This is a genomic window from Kitasatospora sp. NPDC088264 (assembly GCF_040685715.1).
GTDB lineage: Bacteria > Actinomycetota > Actinomycetes > Streptomycetales > Streptomycetaceae > Kitasatospora.
Genome location: NZ_JBFBIR010000103.1, coordinates 1 through 17,981, shown reverse-complemented (window position 1 = coordinate 17,981; position 17,981 = coordinate 1). Strand labels below are relative to the sequence as shown.

The 17,981-nt window shown below is 71.6% G+C and carries 14 protein-coding genes and 2 pseudogenes; 2 read left to right on the top strand and 14 right to left on the bottom strand.

Annotated elements, in window-relative coordinates:
- From AB0O82_RS37350 to AB0O82_RS37340, 3 genes and pseudogenes are all read right to left on the bottom strand, one after another.
- Positions 1-164: pseudogene (locus AB0O82_RS37350) on the bottom strand (SAM-dependent methyltransferase); the annotation flags it as partial.
- 207 nt (positions 165-371) lie between these two features.
- Positions 372-1,142: a hypothetical protein gene (locus tag AB0O82_RS37345; protein ID WP_363589304.1), complete on the bottom strand. Its 771-nt coding sequence runs from the start codon at positions 1,140-1,142 to the stop codon at positions 372-374.
- Positions 1,143-1,226: 84 nt separating this feature from the next.
- The gene (locus AB0O82_RS37340; RefSeq protein WP_363589302.1) at positions 1,227-1,604 is read right to left on the bottom strand and encodes a hypothetical protein; all 378 of its coding nucleotides are present in this window, start codon (positions 1,602-1,604) and stop codon (positions 1,227-1,229) included.
- Between the two features lie 321 nt (positions 1,605-1,925).
- Here AB0O82_RS37340 and AB0O82_RS37335 point away from each other — a divergent pair, with 321 nt between their 5' ends.
- A complete protein-coding gene (locus tag AB0O82_RS37335; protein WP_363589306.1) occupies positions 1,926-2,213 on the top strand; it encodes a hypothetical protein in 288 nt (95 codons plus the stop codon).
- A 258-nt stretch (positions 2,214-2,471) separates the two neighbouring features.
- On the opposite strand, the pseudogene AB0O82_RS37330 reads toward AB0O82_RS37335, so the two are convergent.
- Positions 2,472-2,818 (bottom strand): annotated as a pseudogene (locus AB0O82_RS37330) (transposase); the annotation flags it as partial.
- Between the two features lie 322 nt (positions 2,819-3,140).
- Between AB0O82_RS37330 and AB0O82_RS37325 the strand changes: the two are divergent.
- A complete protein-coding gene (locus AB0O82_RS37325; RefSeq protein ID WP_363589300.1) occupies positions 3,141-3,344 on the top strand; it encodes a hypothetical protein in 204 nt (67 codons plus the stop codon).
- Between the two features lie 774 nt (positions 3,345-4,118).
- Here the strand turns inward: AB0O82_RS37325 and AB0O82_RS37320 are convergent.
- The 10 genes from AB0O82_RS37320 to AB0O82_RS37275 all read right to left on the bottom strand — a co-directional run bounded on the left by AB0O82_RS37320 (position 4,119) and on the right by AB0O82_RS37275 (position 17,815).
- The gene (locus AB0O82_RS37320) at positions 4,119-5,375 is read right to left on the bottom strand and encodes an MFS transporter (protein ID WP_363589298.1); all 1,257 of its coding nucleotides are present in this window, start codon (positions 5,373-5,375) and stop codon (positions 4,119-4,121) included.
- A 90-nt stretch (positions 5,376-5,465) separates the two neighbouring features.
- Positions 5,466-6,227, bottom strand: a complete 762-nt coding sequence (locus AB0O82_RS37315; protein ID WP_363589296.1) for a glucose 1-dehydrogenase — start codon at positions 6,225-6,227, stop codon at positions 5,466-5,468.
- Between the two features lie 52 nt (positions 6,228-6,279).
- Complete coding sequence (locus AB0O82_RS37310; RefSeq protein WP_363589294.1) at positions 6,280-6,522, bottom strand: acyl carrier protein; 243 nt, start codon at positions 6,520-6,522, stop codon at positions 6,280-6,282.
- 89 nt (positions 6,523-6,611) lie between these two features.
- Positions 6,612-7,859: an aminotransferase class I/II-fold pyridoxal phosphate-dependent enzyme gene (locus AB0O82_RS37305; protein WP_363589292.1), complete on the bottom strand. Its 1,248-nt coding sequence runs from the start codon at positions 7,857-7,859 to the stop codon at positions 6,612-6,614.
- Positions 7,856-9,829 carry a condensation domain-containing protein gene (locus AB0O82_RS37300; RefSeq protein ID WP_363589290.1) on the bottom strand — a complete coding sequence of 658 codons (1,974 nt, stop codon included), beginning with the start codon at positions 9,827-9,829 and terminating at the stop codon, positions 7,856-7,858. The genes AB0O82_RS37305 and AB0O82_RS37300 overlap by 4 nt, the downstream gene beginning before the upstream one ends.
- A 10-nt stretch (positions 9,830-9,839) precedes the next feature.
- Positions 9,840-11,117: a beta-ketoacyl-ACP synthase II gene (gene fabF / locus AB0O82_RS37295; protein WP_363589288.1), complete on the bottom strand. Its 1,278-nt coding sequence runs from the start codon at positions 11,115-11,117 to the stop codon at positions 9,840-9,842.
- Entirely contained in the window at positions 11,114-12,856 is a 1,743-nt protein-coding gene (locus AB0O82_RS37290; RefSeq protein ID WP_363589286.1) for a thiamine pyrophosphate-binding protein, read from the bottom strand. Before AB0O82_RS37290 ends, fabF begins: the two co-directional genes overlap by 4 nt.
- 5 nt (positions 12,857-12,861) lie before the next feature.
- On the bottom strand, positions 12,862-15,531 hold the full coding sequence (locus AB0O82_RS37285; RefSeq protein WP_363589284.1) for an aldehyde dehydrogenase family protein: 2,670 nt from the start codon (positions 15,529-15,531) through the stop codon (positions 12,862-12,864).
- A 223-nt stretch (positions 15,532-15,754) separates the two neighbouring features.
- Positions 15,755-16,666, bottom strand: coding sequence for a phosphotransferase (locus AB0O82_RS37280; protein ID WP_363589282.1), 912 nt, complete (start codon positions 16,664-16,666; stop codon positions 15,755-15,757).
- A 108-nt stretch (positions 16,667-16,774) separates the two neighbouring features.
- Positions 16,775-17,815, bottom strand: a complete 1,041-nt coding sequence (locus AB0O82_RS37275; RefSeq protein ID WP_363589280.1) for a TetR/AcrR family transcriptional regulator C-terminal domain-containing protein — start codon at positions 17,813-17,815, stop codon at positions 16,775-16,777.
- Between the last annotated feature and the right edge of the window lie 166 nt (positions 17,816-17,981).

Below are 17,981 nucleotides of genomic sequence, written 5' to 3'. Positions count from 1 at the left end.
AGGTCCTCGCCCTCGGGCATCGGGGTGGCGCGCTTGGCGATCCGGGTGAGGATGACGGTCTGGCCGACGGTCGGGACGGTCAGCTCCCGCTTGAGGGCGGCTGCTGCGGCGGCGAAGGCGGGCACGCCGGGGACGATCTCGTACGGCACGCCGGCCGCGTCGAGGGACCGTCATCGCCGCGAAGGAACCGACCGCCGGCACTGTCGGCCGGACCTGGCAGGCCCTCGATCCGGGCGGGGCCAGCACCGTGGAAGTCGCACGGATGACCAGGCTGGACGAAGTAGTTCTGTCCTGACCGGTCCAGGTGCGGTCTCGGTCTCTGGTGGGGCCGGTTCACAGAGTGGTCCCACCGGACGTCGTCGTGGTGTCGGTTACCCGATGTTCTCCGCGAGGTGGATGAGTTCCTCGTTGGTGAGTCGTGGGGGGCCGCCGGTGGTGACGACGAAGGTGTAGGTGCCGTCGGACCAAGTCAGCGAGTGGGGGTCGCCTTGGGAATCCGAGTGCGTGATGGTCGCGGGGTGGCCCTTGACGGTGGCGGCCTTGCCGGGTGGTGGTGTGCTGCTCCGGAGGGTCTGGCTGATGATCAGAGAGCCGGCTTCGGGACCGGTGCCCAGCCGGTAACCGACGGCCCAGGCCGGGGTGTCGGTCGGGATCGCTTCCAGGCCGGGCAGGAAGACCATCTTGCCCGCGGGGTAGGGGTAGTAGTTCTCCGGCAGGGACGCGGGCCGGAGAAGGTTGCGCTCGTCGAAGTGGACGGCGGGCTTGCCCGTGGCGTCGTTCAGGGTCCTGGTGCCGAGTGGTTTGTTCAGGTGGGTGGTGATCTGCGCGAAGCCGCCCGGGTCGCAGAACCCCGGATGGACCGTGTGCCGCAGGGAGACCTTCACCATGCCGGTGGACTCACGGGTCACGAGCTCCGGTCGGTCCTCGCAACCCCAGCCGATGTTGAGTGTCAGGGTTTGGCCGTCGGAGCTGACCAGTAGCGGGTAGCCGGCCACGGCGCCTTCGTGGGCCTTGATCTCCGGGCCCCGGTTCATCCATGCGTTGATTGCGAACCCGCTACCGAGAACGGCTGTCGCAGCCACGGCGGTCAAGCGATTCCGTCGCCCGCGCTTCGACTTCTGGCGGACGGTACTTTGCGTCACGGGCCCTCCCCGGCAGTCATGGCCATGCTTGCGGTAGGTCGCGCCTGCCGGATGCAAGCCCGGCAGGCGCGACCACTCCGGCCTTCACCAGAGGTGCAGGAAGGTCCGGATGTCGTCGTAGCCGTCGAGGGCCCGTCCGTCCACGTCTGCCGGGTCGGCGGCGGCCCGCTGCGCCAGGGAGCGCGCCAGGTCGAGGGCTTCGTCGCTGAGGCGGCCGAAGCGGCGGGCGATGTGGCTCAGGCACAGGACGGTCAGCCCCAGCAGGGGACTGCCCGGTGCGGCCCGTGTGCCGGTCTTCACGCAACAGTGTTCGGCGAAGTCGCGGTCGTCTCCGTGCAGGGCGATCCCGACCAGGGCCTCAGCCGTGTGGTCAGCTGCGGATCGGTCGTCCAGAGCCCCTTCCAGGGCTTCCGTCACCATCTCGCGAGCCGGCGCGGGCGGGTTCTCCAGGGTCCTGTGCATGCCGCGAGACTACGGCCTCCGCCACGGTCGCGTTGGCCAACAGCCAGTGGTGAGCGATGGGTTGGGCGAAGTGGCGCTGGAGTGCGAAGCCGGCGTGCGGTGGGCGTGCGTGCCGGGCCGCGGTCGGGAACGGCCGTCGTGTCCGTCGAGGCTCCTGGGCTCGCGACCATGACCCCCACCACCAACCCCGCCGTGTAGCGGCATGTCCGTATCCAGGCGACCGGCCCGACCGCGCGTCTGGAGATCGACGGCCAGGACCTCGCCGACCAGGTCCGCTCGTACGAGCTGCGGCACGCCGTCGGGCAGTTCCCCGAACTCCAGTTGCTGCTGCGTCCGACCGCCGACCCGGAGTGGGAGGGCGCCGCCCGCGTCGTGGTCGGCGAGGACCCGGACCCGGACCCGGACCCGGGCCCGGCGGCCGTGGCGTTCCTGGCCGCCCTCGACCCCATCGAGACCGTCGAGACCGCCGAGACCGAGCGGGCGCTCCTCGCCCGGCACGACCTCCTCGACGGCGGCGCGCACGAATTCACGAGGGCGCTGCTCACCCAGCTGGGCGAGTGGGCGCCCGGTGTGCGGCAGCCCGGCGAGCACGGGGCGGTGGACGGTTGATGGCGCAGGTGACCAGCAACGCCGGGGTCCTGGCCGCGCAGCTGGAGTCGAGGGCCGCCGTCGCGGTGCCGGCGGCCACGGCGGTGGTGCGGCACCACGCGATGATCCTGGAGACCGCGATCCGTGCCGGCGCATCGGGCCGTCCTGGGCCCGGCGTTCAGAGCGGCGAGTACCGGAGGTCGTGGACCACGGAGGTCCACGCCACCGCCACCGGTGTGGAAGCGATCGTGGGCACCAGCCGCCCGCAGGCCGTGCGCCGTCGATGCGGACCATGTCCGCCAGCGCGTGGGCGTCGCCCTTGTCGCTCTTGGCCCCCGAGGTGCCGTACCTCTCCTTGAACCGGGCAGCCTGGCGGGGGTTGGCCGCGTGGACGCGGTAGCCGGCGGCGATCAGGGCCTGCACCCACGGGCCCCGGTCGGTCTCGATGCAGACCGTCACCTGCCCGGGCTCCAGGTCCTGGCCACCGTGGCGGGCGACGAGGCGTGCAGCTTCGCGATGCCCTCGGAGCCCTCCGGTAGCCGTGCGCTCGCCGGCTTCCGGCCCGTCTCGTTCTGCAGCTCCACGTCGTGGTGGTCTTCGGCCCAGTCGTCGCCGATGAACAGCACTGGTCTTCTCCAGCTTCTCTTGGCGTTCTGTGTGTGCAGCCTGCGGAAGGCGTGGCTCGCGTTCTCATGGATCAAGTGCTCACGCCCAACCTGCCTGGCGGGCACGCGATTCCATCAGCAGTCAAGCCCCCCGGCCGACCAGAGGCGGCGTGGTCTGACTTCAGAGCTCACGATGGCTCCGAAGAAGGAAGTGCTCACCTGCTGGTGGCTACGGGCCGTAGTCTCTCCTACGGCCCGACGGGGCCATTAGAAGGAGCTGCTGCTTCCGGCGAAGGGGCTGGGCTCCTCCGAAGGACTGAGCTCGCCCGGGTGGCTGGGTGCAGTGAAGAAGCTGGGTTCCCCCGAGGGGCTGAGCTCGCCCGGAGGGCTGGGTGCGGCCGGGGAAGCGGGCGTGGCCGAGCGGCTGGGCGCGGTGGAGGGGCTGGGCGCAGCGGAGGGGCTGAGCTTGTCGGAGGGGCTGGGTGCGGCCGGGGAACCGGGCGTGGCGGAGGGGCTGAGCTCGTCCGAGCGGCTCGGGTACGGCTGAGGGGCCGGCTGTGGGCGAGCGCCGCTGGGTGCGGCGGAGAGGCTGAGCCCGTTCGAGGGGCTGGGCGTGGCGGAGGGACTGGGTGCGGCCGGGGAACCGGACTTGGCGGAGGGGCTGGGCGTGGCCGAGGCGCTCGACGTGGCGGAGGGACTGGCCGTGGCGGAGGGGCTCGGGCGGGGGTCGTGGGGGCAGAGCACGGCAGGGTCTTTGAACCCGTAGCTCAGGCCCCAGTCCCTGTCGCAGCCGCCCCAGTAGGTCCTCACCCAGCCGCAGTAGGGGCCGCCGTAGCTGAAGCAACGGGGCACCGAGTCCTCCGAGTCCTCCGAGTCCGGATTCGTGGAGGGAGACCAGGATGATTCGGCTTCGCTCTGCGAGGTGCCGAGGGCGTTGACCGCGCGGACCTGCGTGGCATCGGAACTCTGGGACGTCCCGCCCGTGAAGAGGACGGCCAGGCCAAAGGCTGAGGCGGAAGCCGCCACGATTGAAGCGGCGAGAACGCGGCGGGTGGAGCGCATGGCTGGTCCTCTTGGCTGCGTGGTCTGTGGCACGTGGGAATGCACTCCGGGCACGGGCACCGCCGCTGTGAGCGCCGGAGTTAAACATATGGTCGGAAGACCTTTTCATCGCCGACGAAGCGCCAGTCAGGCGGCCTTGCTCCGGTTTTTCACTCGAAGAGGCTCGCCTCGACCCACGTGCCGCGACCGCGCGCAGATCTTCGCCCACGGGGGCCTCGGCCGGGCCCGGTGATCGGCGGACGACCGGCGATCGACACGGTCAGCGCAGGGAGCGGACCGCCGGGCTCGTGGCGACCAGGCCGGCGCAGGCCAGGACGGCGCTGCCGCAGACCAGGAACAGCGTGGTCGTGCCGTAGGGGAGCAGGGCGCCGGCGATCACGTAGGAGAACGGGTCGAACGCCACCGTGGCCAGCACGACGAGGCTGAGCACCCGGCCCAGCAGTTGCTCGGGCACCCGCTCCTGCAGAGTGGCCACGACCACCACTCCGAGGAACCCGGATCCGAGGCCGATGAGCGAGACGACCGCCGTCGCGGCGACGACATGGGTGACGGCGGCGAGTCCGGCCATGCCTGCGCCGATCGCCGCGACACCGCCGACCACGGTCCGGCCGCGCCGGGCGGGCGGCCGCCACCCGGCCATCAGTGAGCCGGCCAGTGAGCCGGCACCGAAACCGGAGAGCACGACGCCCAGGGATCCCGCGCCGCCGAGGCGTTGATCGGCGAGCACCGCGCCGCCCACGAGCACGGGGCCCACGACCGCGATGTTGATCAGGGCGATGGCTGCCAGCATCCCTCGCACCAGCGGTTCGTGCCAGGCGTACCTCAAGCCCACGCCGAGGGCACGCGCACTGCTGAACTGCTCGCCGTCGACGGTGGCCGGACCGGCGTCGTCCCCGGCACCTTCGCCATGTCGCACCACCCGGATCAGCGTGCTGAGGACGACGGCGGCCAACGCGGCCATCGCCACGATCCCACCGAGCGTCGCGGCGAAGCCGACTGCGGCGATGCATCCGGCGGCCACCGCCGGGCCGACCAGGTCGCCCCCCGACTCCGCGCCCTGCACCAGCCCGTTGACCCGGGAGAGCTTGTCGGTCGGCACGACGGCGGGTAGCAACGCCAGGGCCGCCGGGAAGTAGGCGGCGTCGGCGGCGCCGAGCAGCCCGCCGAGCAGCGCGACCGTCGTCAACGACGGTGAGGTGAAGGTGACCAGGGCGCCGAGGGCGAGCAGGACGGCGACCCGGAGCCAGGCGGCACTGGCCACGACACGGGCGGGACCGAGGCGGTCGACCAGTACTCCCGCAGGAGGCAGGAGCACCGCTCGCGGCAGCGCCACGGCCACGAGCACCAACCCCGTGGCGATTCCGGGTTCCGACAGGTCGAGCACGAAGAGCGTGAGCCAGACGATGAACAGCGCATCGACCACGGCCGCCAGCCCTTGACCCACGATCAGGCGGCGCAGGTGCGAATCGCCGAGCGGTTCGCGCGGAAGGGGCGGGGCGGTCGGCTCCGTCGTCATCGGTGGCTCTCCGGGGCTCGGGTACGGGGCGTCAGCCATGGCGTGGCGGCGGCCCACCGGCGACGCCGGCGGGTCCGGCGCCGGGTGTCACTATGCGATGTGGGTGCCCCCATCGACCGTCAGGGTGGTGCCGGTGATGTAGGACGCCGCGTCGGAGACGAGGAAGACCAGAGCCGCAGCGAGCTCCTCGGGACGCCCGATGCGGCCTGAGAGCACCCGCGGCATCATCGCCTCCAGGTAACCCTCGGCGTAGCCGTCGGTCATCGCGGAGGTGAAGAGGCCCGGCGCGAGGGCGTTCACGCGAATGCCCTTGCCGGGGGTCCACTGCTGGGCGAGATCGCGGGTGAGCCCGAGGATCCCGGCCTTCGACGCCGAGTAGGCGGCCTGCGGCAGCCCGCCCGTGACCAGGGCGAGGATGCTCGAGACGTTGACGATGGAACTGCCGGGCAGCATCACCGCGCCCGCGGCCTGGGCCATCCAGTAGGAGCCGTTCAGATTGATGTCGATGACCTCGCGGAACTGCTCCGGGGTCTCCTCCGCCGCGGGTTGCTCACTGCTGATCCCGGCGTTGTTGACGAGAATGTCCACCCGCCCGAATGCCCGCACGGCCGCGTCGACCAGCCTGCGGCAGTCCTCCGGCTCGGCGACGTCGGTGCGCACGGCGACGGCCCGGCGGCCGAGCTTCTCGACGGCCGCGCGCACGGTCTCCAGCCGCTCGGTGCGCCGCGCCCCGAGCACGACGTCGGCGCCGGCCTCCGCCACCGCGGTGGCGAAGGCGACGCCCAGCCCGGAGGAGGCGCCGGTGACCACGGCGACGCGACCGTCGAGCCGGAAGCGATCGAGGACGCTCATGGCTGTCCGACCTCCTGGGGAGCCTCGTGGGGAAGGGTCGTCCCGGCGGAGGTCACCGGTGCTCGGCGACGTAGTTCACCGCGTCGCCGACGGTCCTCAATCCGGTGACCCGGTCGTCCGGGATCTTCACCTCGAACCTGTCCTCGACCGCCACGGCGATCTCCATCATGGCCAGGGAGTCGACGTCGAGGTCGTCGGTGAACGACGTCTCGGCGCTCACCTCGGCGGAGTCGATGCCGAGGACCTCTTCGACGATCTCGGCAATGGCGTTGAGGATGTCGATGTTGTCCACCACGGGTTCCTTCCTCTGGGGATGGGGATGGGGTCGGCGTCGGTCAGAGGTCGGTGGGGCGAGCCTCGGTGCGGCGAGCGTCGGTGGGGAGGTCAGAGCCCGAGGCGTCGTCGGTAGGCGAGGAGGGTGTGCAGGAAGCCGTCCATCTGCTCCTCGGTGTGGCCCGCGTGCGGGAACAGGCGCAGGAGCGCCTGGTTGCGCGAGACGGCCGGGTAGGAGAAGACGGGTACGAGGTAGCCGTCCTCGACGAACCACTCCCGCATCTGCAGGGCGGCGGCGTCGCTTCCGATCGGCACCGAGAGCATGTACGACTCGGTCGGCGTCGTCGCCGTGCCGGCCTCGTGCATCTGTCGGCGAAGGCGGGCGGCATGCGCCAGGTAGTCGTCGACGATCCCCGGATCGCCGGCGAGGACGCCGATCGTGCGGTCGGCGGCGTAAGCGGTCGGCGGCTGGATGGCGGCGGTGAACATCGAGGTGCCGGAGAGCAGTTCGAAGGCGTCGATGGCCGCCGCCGGCCCGGCGATCGCGCCGCCTTCCAGACCGATGGCCTTCGACAGTGACACCATGACGAAGTCGGCCCGCTCCCGGATCGCGGCGGCCTCCCGGGCGTAGGGACGGTTCTCGGGTCCGTAGACCATGAAGCCGTTCGCGTCGTCGATCATGCTGACGGCGCCGTGACGGTCGCACTCGTCGAGGATCTCCACGATCGGTCCCATGGTGCCGTCGGCCGAATAGATGCTCTCGGCGATCACCACGGTCTTGTGGGTGCGGACCCGCTCCAGGACGCGGGCCAGGTCGGAGACGTCGTTGTGCCGGAACGCGTGGACGTTGCGGCCGTAGCCGAGCCCCTGGAGGCCCTTCCAGATGCTCCAGTGGACGTCGCGGTCGACGACGAACACGGTGTCGTGGTTGCGCACCTCGATCCCGGCGTCGAAGTGCGCGGAACTGCTCATGGCGTGGACGAACCCGATGTTGGCCAGGAGCCCCGTGGCGAAGCTGATGGCTCGCTCCTTGCCGGTGTGACGGGCGATCGTCTCCTCCAGCACCTGGTGCGGGCGGCAGATCCCCTGGGTCATCCTGGATCCGCTGGTGCTCAGGCCGTGGGCGAGCGCCCCCTCCGCGAAATGACGCCGTACGGGGACGTGGCGCTCCAGATCGAGGAAGCTGATGCTGGCGAAGTTCACCAGCTCGCGGCCGTTGCGGACGATGGTCGGCCCGACGGGACCGTCCACCACCGGCGGGCGGTAGGCCGTGTCGTGGGTGTTCGCCTCGACGAAGGCGGCGAAGGCCCACGGGGCCAGGCGGTCCGCGGACGGGTCGGCGGTGCGGGACGCGGTCATGGCGAGGTTTCTCCTCCACGATGGGCGCGGGGCGGTGAGGGCTCCAGGGCTGTGGCGAGGTGGCCGAGCGAGGCCGTTCCGGCCAGTTCGTCCGACGCGATCCCGGTGAAGCCGGACCGGTGGAGCAGCGCCAGCAGACGGGGGACGGCGACCAGGGTGACGCCGTGGTCGGCGAGGCAACGGTTCATGTCCACCGCGTCAGGGCTGTCGGAGGAGCCGTCCGGTGGATCGCCGGGTGCGACAGCGGCCACGGCGGCGGCCAGCGCCCGTTCGGCGCCCGTCGCGGGCGGGCGCGACGGGACCCGCGGCGTTCCCGCGCCGGTGGTGGCGGTGCGGGACCGGTCGGACCCGGGGCCGGCCGGGGACAGGACGTAGCGGCCCGGGGCCGCGATGCCGGGCACTTCGTCGAGGTGGTCCAGGACGTGGCGGTGCAAGTCGTCGGGGGTGACACCGGGGGCGGTGCGAGCGCGTGCGACGAGGTGCGGTTCGCCTTCCCCCGCTGCGTCCCCGCTGGGCGCCACCGTCACGTCGAGCACTCCGGGGTGGCCGCGCAACACGGCCTCGACCCTGGCCGGGCACACCCATCCCTGCGGGGAGCGCCACCATCCGGCGGCGGCCGGTGTCGGCGGGCGCGCCGGAACCGGGCACTCGGCACCGTCGGCGAGCGCGCGCAGGAAGGCGCACAGACGGACGGGCAACGCCACGGCCTGCCCGGCGTCGAGCAGGTGGTCCCCGACGGTGACATCGAGGGTGACGACCCCCGCGTCGAGGCTGAGGTCGACGTACAGCGTGTCGCAGGGCTCGTCGGGTGCGCTACGGATCCAGGTTGCGGACCCGTCCGGCGGAGCGTACTGCGCGGGGACCAGGTACCCGGGGACCAGGTAGTCGCGCGGCCACGAGTAGCAGTTGTACTCGATGGTCGGTACGGTCACGACACCCCGGCGACGGTGCATCCGCGCCTCGGCGGCGACCAGTTCCGCGGGGCGCCACTGACCGTGCCGGTAGGCGGCGGAGGAGGCGGCGGCGACCGAGGCGACCACCTCGCCGAACGCCGCGCCCGGGCGGAGGTCGATCTGCACCGGAACCGTCAGGGCCCGGACGCCGACGCTGTTCCGCAGAGCGGCCCGGGCCCGGTTGGAGACGACCACGGACGCGAGGAACCGGTGCTCACCGGTGCGGGTGGCGACGTCGTGGGCCAGCGCCGCGAGCACGACGACCTCCGGACCGGCCCGATGGCGCCGGGCGACGCGGTGGAGGTCGTCGTACGCACCCGCCGAGCGGTGCTGGAGGCGGTGGCGCCCAGCGCCGTCGTCGGTCCCGCCGAACGGGGCCAGCACACCGGTCGGGTTGCCCGCGAGCCGCGTGAGCCACTCGCGCTCCGCCGCGCGGGCGCGTTCCACGGGCTGGGCGGCGACCGTGTCGAGGGGGTGCTGCACGCTTGCCTCCGCCGGTGCGCCGACGCCGCGCAGTTGGTCGTGCAACTGGTTGATCAGCACCGCCAGCCCCCACCCGTCGATCACGACGTGATGGGCGGCCAGCAGGACCGCACGCGGCCTCCCCGCCTCCAGCAGCACCCTGGCGCGCCAGGGCGGGTTCCGCTCGGGATCGATCGGACGGGCGGCCAGCGCGGCGGTGGCGGCGTCCAGGGTGTCGGCATCGACGGCGCGGACGTCGACGTGGTCGACCGGCAGCGGCGCCCAGTCCGCACGGTGGACGTGTTGGACCGGGCGGAGCGGGTCGACCGTGGTGCGCAGCGCCTCATGGCGGGCGGTGAGGGCCGCGAGTGCCGCGTGGACGTCGGTGACGGTGGCCGGGGGCGGGACGTGGCAGTGGTCGGCGAGGGGCGTCGGGTTCACCCGCCGTGGTGCGGGAACGGTGCGCTCGAACCAGTGCCACTGCTGGACCCAGGTCAGCGGCCCGCTGCGGTTGACGGTGGCGGCGCTCGGGGGCGGCTCCGGGAGGCGGTTCACGGCCGGGCCCTCATACCGCTCGGACCACGAGAGCGGCATTGTGGCCGCCGAAGCCGAACGAGTTGCTGAGAGCGATCCGCATCCGCTCGTGGTGCTGCGCCCGGTGCGGCACGAAGTTGATGTCCGGGTCGATCGGGTCGTCGCAGTTGATGGTCGGCGGGACGTCACCCGTGCGCAGGACCTGGATCGAAGCCACCAGCTCGACCGCTCCGGCGGCACCGATCATGTGCCCGGTCATCGACTTGGTGGAGCTGACCGGGATCCGGGTGACACGGTCGCCCAGCACCGTGCGCAGGACGGCCGTCTCGGTGGCGTCGTTCAGCAGCGTTCCGGTGCCGTGCGCGTTGACGTAGTCCACGTCCGCCCCCGTGATGCCCGCGTCGCGCAGCGCCGCCTCGACGGCGAGGCACGCGCCGCGTCCCTGCGGGTGCGGGGCGGTCCAGTGATGAGCGTCGGAACTCGCTCCGTAACCCGCGAGTTCGGCCAAAGCCGTGGCCCCTCGCCGGTCGGCCACCTCGGCGGCCTCCAACACCACCACGGCGGCCCCCTCGCTCATCACGAACCCGTCGCGGTGCGCGTCGAACGGCCGGCACGCCGCGGTCGGGTCGTCGTTGCGCGTGGACAGCGCGCGGGCGTTGCCGCTGCCCGCGAGGTCGACGGTGGTGACGCAGGCGTCGGCGCCGCCGACCAGGACGACGTCGGCCTCCCCGTTGCCGATCATGCGCATCCCCGCGCCCACCGCGTCCGCGCCGCTGGCGCACGCCGTGCTCTGGGCCCGGCTGGGCCCCTGCGTGCCGAGACGCATGCTGATCTCGCAGGCGGCGCTGTCCATGGCGGTGGTGACCTGGGTGAACGGGCTGATGCCCCGGGGCCCTTTGTCGCGCAGCGTGTTGGCGGCGCGGTAGATCGACCCGACCGGGCCGTAGCCACTGCCGATGATCACGGCGACCCGCGGCGCCAGGCGGTCGTCGACGACGAGTCCGGCGTGCTCGCACGCCTCCAGTGCCGCGGCGAGGGCGTACTGCGCGTACGGGTCGGCGCGGCGGCTGACCGTCGGCGGCATGTAGCGGCCGGGTGTGAAGCCGCGCACCTGGCCGCCGATCCGGACTCCGAGACCGGTCACGTCGATCGCGTCCACGGTGGCGATGCCGCTGCGGCCGGCGAGCATCGCCGCCCAGGTCTCGCCGACACTGTGGCCGAGCGGCGTCACCGCCCCGTACCCGGTGACCACCACCTGGCGCCGGGGTCGGCTGGGCCCGGCGTCGCCCCGCTCTCCTGCGTTCGTCACTGGGGAACCACCTCGGCGTCGCGGATGCAGGGGAGGATGTCGTCGGGTGCGACGGGCACCATGAGCACGGCTGTGCCTCCCCGGGAGCAGAACCGCCGCGCGGCGAGAATCTCAGCGGTCAGCGCGGCCTTGTCGCGCAGCACTCGACAGTGGATGTCCGGCCCGTCCACCACGGGCGGCGGTGCGCCCGGACGGGTGAAGGGGTGGCGTTCGGCGTCGAGACCGAGGCGGGCGCGTTGGGCGTCCAGCCAGCCGTAGCCGCCGTTGCACAACACCACGTACAGCACGCCGCCGTGGGCCGGAGCGGTGACGGCGATGTCCGCGCGGGCCGCGAGGAACGCTCCGTCTCCGATGAACGCGGTGACCTCGTGGTCCGGGGCGGCCCGTTTGACCCCGATGGCCGCGGCCGCGCCGAAGCCCAGGGGGGTCTGCTCCGACGGCACGACGGACCCGCCACCGACGTGGAAGGGGAAGCCGTAGGACCACATGTCCTGCAGCCCGTTCTCCTGGACGAGCACGCGGGGCTCGCCGGCGGTGGCATCGAGCGCGGCGAGCAGTTCGGCGATGCGGATCCCCGGGAGTGTCGCCGCGCGGACCAGTTCCGCCTCCGCCTCAAGTGACATGGCCTTGCGGGCGACGGCGATCCTGTTCGCCCACACCTCGGTCGCGGCCGCGCGCTCGGCCTCGCCGTCCTCCTCCAGCGCCCGCGACCAGCCGAGCACGGCGTGCCGGGCGTCCCCGAGCACCCGCGGGCCCGAGAACTCGGCCGACAGGCCGCCCGGGTCCACGTTGACCTGCACCACCGCGACCGGGGGCCACGGTGTTCCGCCTTCGACGACCGTCTCCTCCAGCCGTCCGGCGAGCGAGACCACCAGGTCGCAGGACGACCACAGTTCGCGGGCGGGGGCCGCGGCGTAGAGGCCCGCCACGCCGCAGAACAGCGGGTGGTGCTCGTCGACGGCACCGCGGCCGGACGCGGTGGTGAAGAGTGCCGCGCCGAGGCGTTCGGCGAAGCGCTCGACCACGCCAGCGCCGTTGCGGTGCCGCATTCCGCCGCCCACCAGCACCACCGGACGCCGGCTCTCGCGGATCGCCGCCAGGGCCGGCCCCGGTGTCACGGGAACGGATTCGAGGACCAGTGGTTCGGGCAGCGTCGGCCACGCTCCGGTGACGAGGACCTCCGCCGTGCGGACGTCATCGGGTACCTCCAGGTACACGGGCCCGGACGGCGGCCCCACAGCCCGGGTCAGCGCCGTCACCGCCGCGGGGACAACCCGGTCCGGGTGCCCCACCCGGTGCGCCCACCGCACGAGCGGTGCTGTCACGGCGACCTGGTCGAGTTCCTGGAATCCGCCGCTGCCCCGGCGGCGTTCGGGCACGCCGGCGGCGAGCACGAGGACGGGTGCACCGGACTCCCGCGCTTCGAGCAGCCCCGTGGCCGCGTGGGTGACAGCCGGGCCCTTGCCCAGTGCGCATACGGCGATCCGGCCGGACTGCAGCGCGTAACCGGTCGCCATGTACATCGCGTTGCGCTGGTCACGGCACGGCACGAGGTCCAGGCCGGCGGCGTCGAGGGCGCGGAGCAACTCCAGATCGTCGCCGGGCAATCCGAAGCAGGTGTCCACCCCGTTCGCCACCAGCAGGTCGACGATTGCGGACCACGCGTCGGCGTACCGTTTGCTCACCTGGCTCACCTGGCTCACCTGGCTCACCTGGCTCACCTTGCTCACCTTGCTCACCTGGGTCACTCCCCACTCGCCGTGACGGGCGCAGCCGCCGGGAGGGTCTGCGCCACGGCCTGCGACATGAGCAGCGGTTCGGCGTGCCGCTCGCCGCCGTAGGAGATGTAGTTCGCCCGCATCCCGAATCCGCCGAACGGGCGGTTGCCGTCCTCGGCGTCGAGCAGCGTGTGGTCGACACAGGTCTGGTGACGCCTGGCCAGGACATCCACCGTCTGCGGATCGTTCCCGTAGACCATCGCTCCCAGCGCGCGTTCGCTGAAGTAGGGGTTCGACAGCCGTTCACGCAACAGCCTCGCGCTGGGGTAGGCCACGACGTTGAACACCGGGGCGAACATCTCCTCGAGGGGGATCTTGTCGTCGAAGCCCCAGAGCAGCACGGTCGGCTCGATCTTGCGGGACGGCAGGTCGATGCGCCCGCCGTGCCGGATACGGCGGGCATGGTGCACCAGGTAGCCCGAGCAGTTCACCAGCGCCGAGTCGTAGAAGATCGGACCGTAGTCGGCGCCGGGGTCGCCGTTCTGCCCGAAACGCAGCGAAGCCAGTTCGGCGGACAACAGGTCGACGAATTCCTCGGTGCGGCCCTTCGGCGTGAACACGACGTCGGGACCGAAGCAGTCCTGGCCCGAGTTGTAGAGCCGGAGCCTCGTGACGTCGTGCACGGCGCGGGTGAGGTCGGCGTCGGGTGCGACCACGAAGGGATTGATGCCGTTACCGAAGAAGAGGAGGAGTTGGTCCTCCGCCAGCCCCTCGCGGACGGTCTCGGCATTGGCGTAATTGCCGGTGAAGACGATGAGGTCCGCTTCGCGTACCGGTCCCGTCACGAACTTGCGCTGACTGAGCTCGGAAAGGCTGATGGGCAGGCCGTGAACCGGTGCCAGCAGGTCGTGCAAGCGCCGCATCTGGCTTTTGATCTCCGAGGACGGCCGAAAGGTGATTCTTTCGCTGTAAAGGGATGCTATGAGCATGTAGAGCGCGTAGGAATGGAGCGGCATGTTGGAGGGCATGAAGACCGCGACCCGAGGCACGCGGCCGGGCCGGACGCGACGGATCTCCTCCTCCGCTCCGTCCAGGGTGGCGAGGAACGAGCGGATCTCCGCGCCGGCGGTGTGGTGGGGCGAGATCTCGGTGAGGATCCCCATCACCGCGTCCTCGTGGTCGGCCACGTACCGGCGCACTGCGCGCAGCGCGTCGACGCGGTCGGCGAAGGGGATGCGGTAGCCGCTCGCACCGCCGGCCGAGCCGGTGGTCGAGCCGGACGCGGTGACGTCGGTGGTCGTCCCGGGTGATGCGGACAGCGAGCTCATGGCGATCTTCTCCAGAACGGCCCGGTCGGGCTTTCCCGTGTTCGTGAGGGGCAGCGAGGGAAGCACGACGATCTGATCGGGCTGCTCGTAGCGGGCGAACACAGGGCGCAGCAGCCGTTTCCAGTGCGCAGGCTCGTGAGCGTCCGGGTCCGCGATCACGAACACCAGGCGGCAGCCCAGACGGGCGTCGGGGACCGCGACGACCTCCGTCTGCGCGCCGGCCGACTCGGCCAGCTTGGCAAGGTGGTCGGGATAGAGCGTGTGACCGTCGCGGTGCGCGGCGTGCTTGCGCCCGACCGGGAAGACGCGGCCGGCGTCGTCGATCAGGCCGATGTCGCCGGTGCGGTGAACGGGACTCGAAGCCGGAACGATCTCACCGTCAGTGCCGAGGTGGCCGGTCATCAGGCCGTCACTGCGGACGACGAGCTCGCCGAGCCGGCCGTGGGGAAGCGGCCTGCCGTGGTCGTCGTGGACTTCGACGACCACACCGGGCAGCGGCGTGCCGCACCCGACCGGATCGGTCGGGGGCGCCAGCGCGATGTTTCCGGCCTCGGTCGCTCCGTAGCCGTCGAGCAGGTGCCGGCCCGTGCGGGCGTGGAACCGGGCCGCCAGGTTGCTCCCCAGTGGCGCGCCGCCCACGCACCAGGCTCGTACCGTCCCCAGCGCGTTCACGAGGGCGGGGCGACGGTCGAGCAGGTTGAGCAGGCTGTAGTAGGTCGACGGGGCCCCGTCGACGATGGAGAGGCCGTGGTCCACGCCGACCGCGAGCGCACGGTCCAGGCGCGTGGTCGATCCGTAGACCACGAGCGTGCCTCCGCCCAGCCACCAGCAGAGGACCAGTGACAGACCGTACTGGTGGGAGTACGGCAGGATCGGCAGGAAGACGTCGTCAGGCCGGTACCCCATGCGTTCCGCACTGAGCGCGAGGTTGTCCAGGATCGAACGGCCGGAGCGGACGATGCCTTTGGGGCTGCCGGTCGTCCCCGACGACCAGGAGATCGCGGCGTCCTGACGCCGTGCCCAGCTCGCGACGTCGGGCACGGTCGCGGTGTTCGAAGCGGGGCGCGGCGCCGCGGTGCGGCCCGCACCGTCGCTGATTTCGAGCACCACGCGCGCCTGGGTGCGGATCTTCGATCGCTGTGACGGGGTGGCTCGATGATCGGCCAGGACCACCGAAGCGTCGAGGTGAATGAGCGCGAGCAGGGTGACGACCCATTCCGGGGAATTGGCCCCGCTCATCATCACCCGTGAACCGGGTTCGACGCCACGGCGTGCAAGAAGTTCGGTGGCGGCGAATACGCGGGCCACGATTTCGTCGGTCTCCCAGATGCGCCCGTCGGGCGAGATCAGTCTCCTGGAAACGGGCAACTTGTGCTCCTCAAAACCAGGTGGTTCAAATTGACTGTCCCATAACTGCGGAACGGTGTCGAGTGCTTCGACGAAATTCCGCTACCTGTGCAGGGTGATTGGGTGCGCAGTGACGAAAGAGGCATATGAGGAGCGAGATATTCTCAATATAAATAATTTCATATTGCTATTGAAGGTGAGGGTGGCCCCGCCACCCCGGCCCGCGCTCCGGACCGGCCCTGGCTCAGCCCAGGGCGTCCAGCAGGGCGGTGACGTAGGCGTCCAGCCGCTGCTCCACGGCTCGCGTCGTCAGCTCCGTCCGTCCAGCCTCCTGCCAGGGCTGCGCCACCGACCGTACTTCCTCCGAGCACGCCAGTCCGTCCCGCACCCGCCAGTACAGCCGCTCGCTCGCGGTCACGGCCAGCACCCCGCCGGCCTCCTCGTACGCCTCGGCGAACCGCTGACCCCACTCCGGGCCGTGCAGCAGCGCGAGATTGGTGGAGCAGTGCGCCACGTCGAGATCCGCCGGGCCCCAGGAGGCCGCCGCCCAGTCGACGACGCCGGTGATCCGCGCACCTGCCGGCCCTGGGGGCGGCACGTCGAACAGCACGTTGCCGGGTTGGAAGTCCCGGTGCAGGAACCGCCCTTCACCGGGCGGCGGGGGCCTGCGGATCACGTCGATCGCCGCGGCCCATGCCGCCGCGTCGGCGCCCTTCGGCACCACGACGGTGTCGGCGGTCGTCAACGCCACATAATCCCGGGGCCGTTCGGCGGGCCGCAGCGCGTGGATCGCCACGAGCTGACGGGCCAGCAGGGGGACGCGTTCCTCCACCCCCTCATCGTCGAGGACCGTCCGGCCCGCCAGATGCGTCATGAGGAGCGACGGATACTCGCACTGTGCGGCGCTCGGATCAACCGCGACCAGCGCGGGAGCCGGGACGCCGGTCCCCGCCAGCAAGGCCAGGGCGCCGGCCTCCCTGTCCAGCCAGTCCTCGGCGCGTTCCACGGAGAACGGGTCGACGAAACTCCGCAGCACCAGGTCGCGGGTGCCTCCGTCCCGCGTGCCGATGGTCAGCCTCCGCATTTCGGCGGTGATGCCGCCGTGCAGCGCCTCGATTCCGACGATCCGTTCGCCGGCCTCCAGGTGCCGGCCCACCCAAGCCAGTGTCAACGGCCGCACGGCTGAGATCTCATGAGGGTCGGTCACCCTTCCACCTCATCATCCGGGCGGCAGCACGCGCAAAGGACTTCAGCGGTACGACGGTCAACGGTCAGCCGCAGGCCGCCGCGATGCCGCCGGACGGTGAGGTCCCCCGATCGCGGCGGTACCGCCCGTGCCGGCTTCCTGGCCTTCGACGGCGGAAGTCAGGCCGTCGAGGAGCGTCTTGAGGCCGAATTCGAAGAGCGCGTCGAGACGCAGGTCGTAGCCGTCCTCGAAGGCTCCGACCGCCTTGGTGAAGGCCGGGAAGCGGCCGGATTCCACCAGCTCCTGGAGGGCGGGGGCGCGGCTGTCCATCCACTGGTCTTCCGACTGGCCCGTGGCGGCTTCGGCGTGCGCCTCCATCTCCAGGTGCACCGCCAGGCCCTGGACATGGCTGTAGAGCAGGACGTGGATGTCGAACAGTGTCGTGGGGTCGAGTCCGTGGCCGTCGAGGGCGCCCAGCACCCACTCGCCGTGGACCATCAGATTGGGTACGAGCAGCGGGCGCGTGAGGCAGCCGAGCTGGGCCAGCCACGGGTGCTGCCGGTACAGGCTCCACAGGGTCCGGGCGCCCAGCTCGATGCGGGTACGCCAATCCTCGGGGGCTTCCGCGGGGTAGGACTTCTCGCCGAACGCGGCGTCGGCCATGCGCAGGACGAGGTCTTCCTTGCTCGGGACATACCGGTAGGTCGACATCGCCGCGACGCCGAGGCGGGCCGCGACGCCGCGCATGGAGAGCGCCGAGAGCCCTTCGGCGTCGGCGATCTCGATGGCGGTGCGGACGATCCGGTCGAGGCTCAGCTCCTGCTCCTGCGCCTGCTCGGAGTCCGGGGCGGGTGACGGGCGCCTGCGGGCCGGCACGGCGGGGGCGGTTCCGGCGACGACCGTGCCGACCCGGGGTCGGGCCTCGACAAGTCCCTCCAGGCGCAGGGTGGTCAGGGCCTTGGTGGCGGTGGCGAGCGCGACGCCCCATTCCCCGGCGATCTGCCGGGTCGAGGGAACCCGGTCCCCGGGAGCGAGTTCACCGTCCGCGATGCGCCGCCGGATCGCGGCGACGATGCGCAGATAGGGCGGATCACCGGCTGTGCCTGTGGCCTTCGTCACGACCTGCCGCCTTCCTGTCCTGTGCTAGTACAGAGGGTAGCAGCGGCAGTGTCGAACCGAAGGCTTCTGCCCTAGGTTCTGTCCGCGCGATCATGAGCGGAGCCAGATGGCCAGTGCGGCGACCGTGACTGTGCCGAGAAAGACGTACACGCGTTTGTCGTACCTG

Bases quoted from the DNA above. Each gene is read 5' to 3' on its own strand.
- AB0O82_RS37340 (WP_363589302.1), bottom strand. From the start codon at position 1,604: ATGCACAGGACCCTGGAGAACCCGCCCGCGCCGGCTCGCGAGATGGTG.
- AB0O82_RS37320 (WP_363589298.1), bottom strand. From the start codon at position 5,375: ATGACGACGGAGCCGACCGCCCCGCCCCTTCCGCGCGAACCGCTCGGC.
- AB0O82_RS37315 (WP_363589296.1), bottom strand. From the start codon at position 6,227: ATGAGCGTCCTCGATCGCTTCCGGCTCGACGGTCGCGTCGCCGTGGTC.
- AB0O82_RS37305 (WP_363589292.1), bottom strand. From the start codon at position 7,859: ATGACCGCGTCCCGCACCGCCGACCCGTCCGCGGACCGCCTGGCCCCG.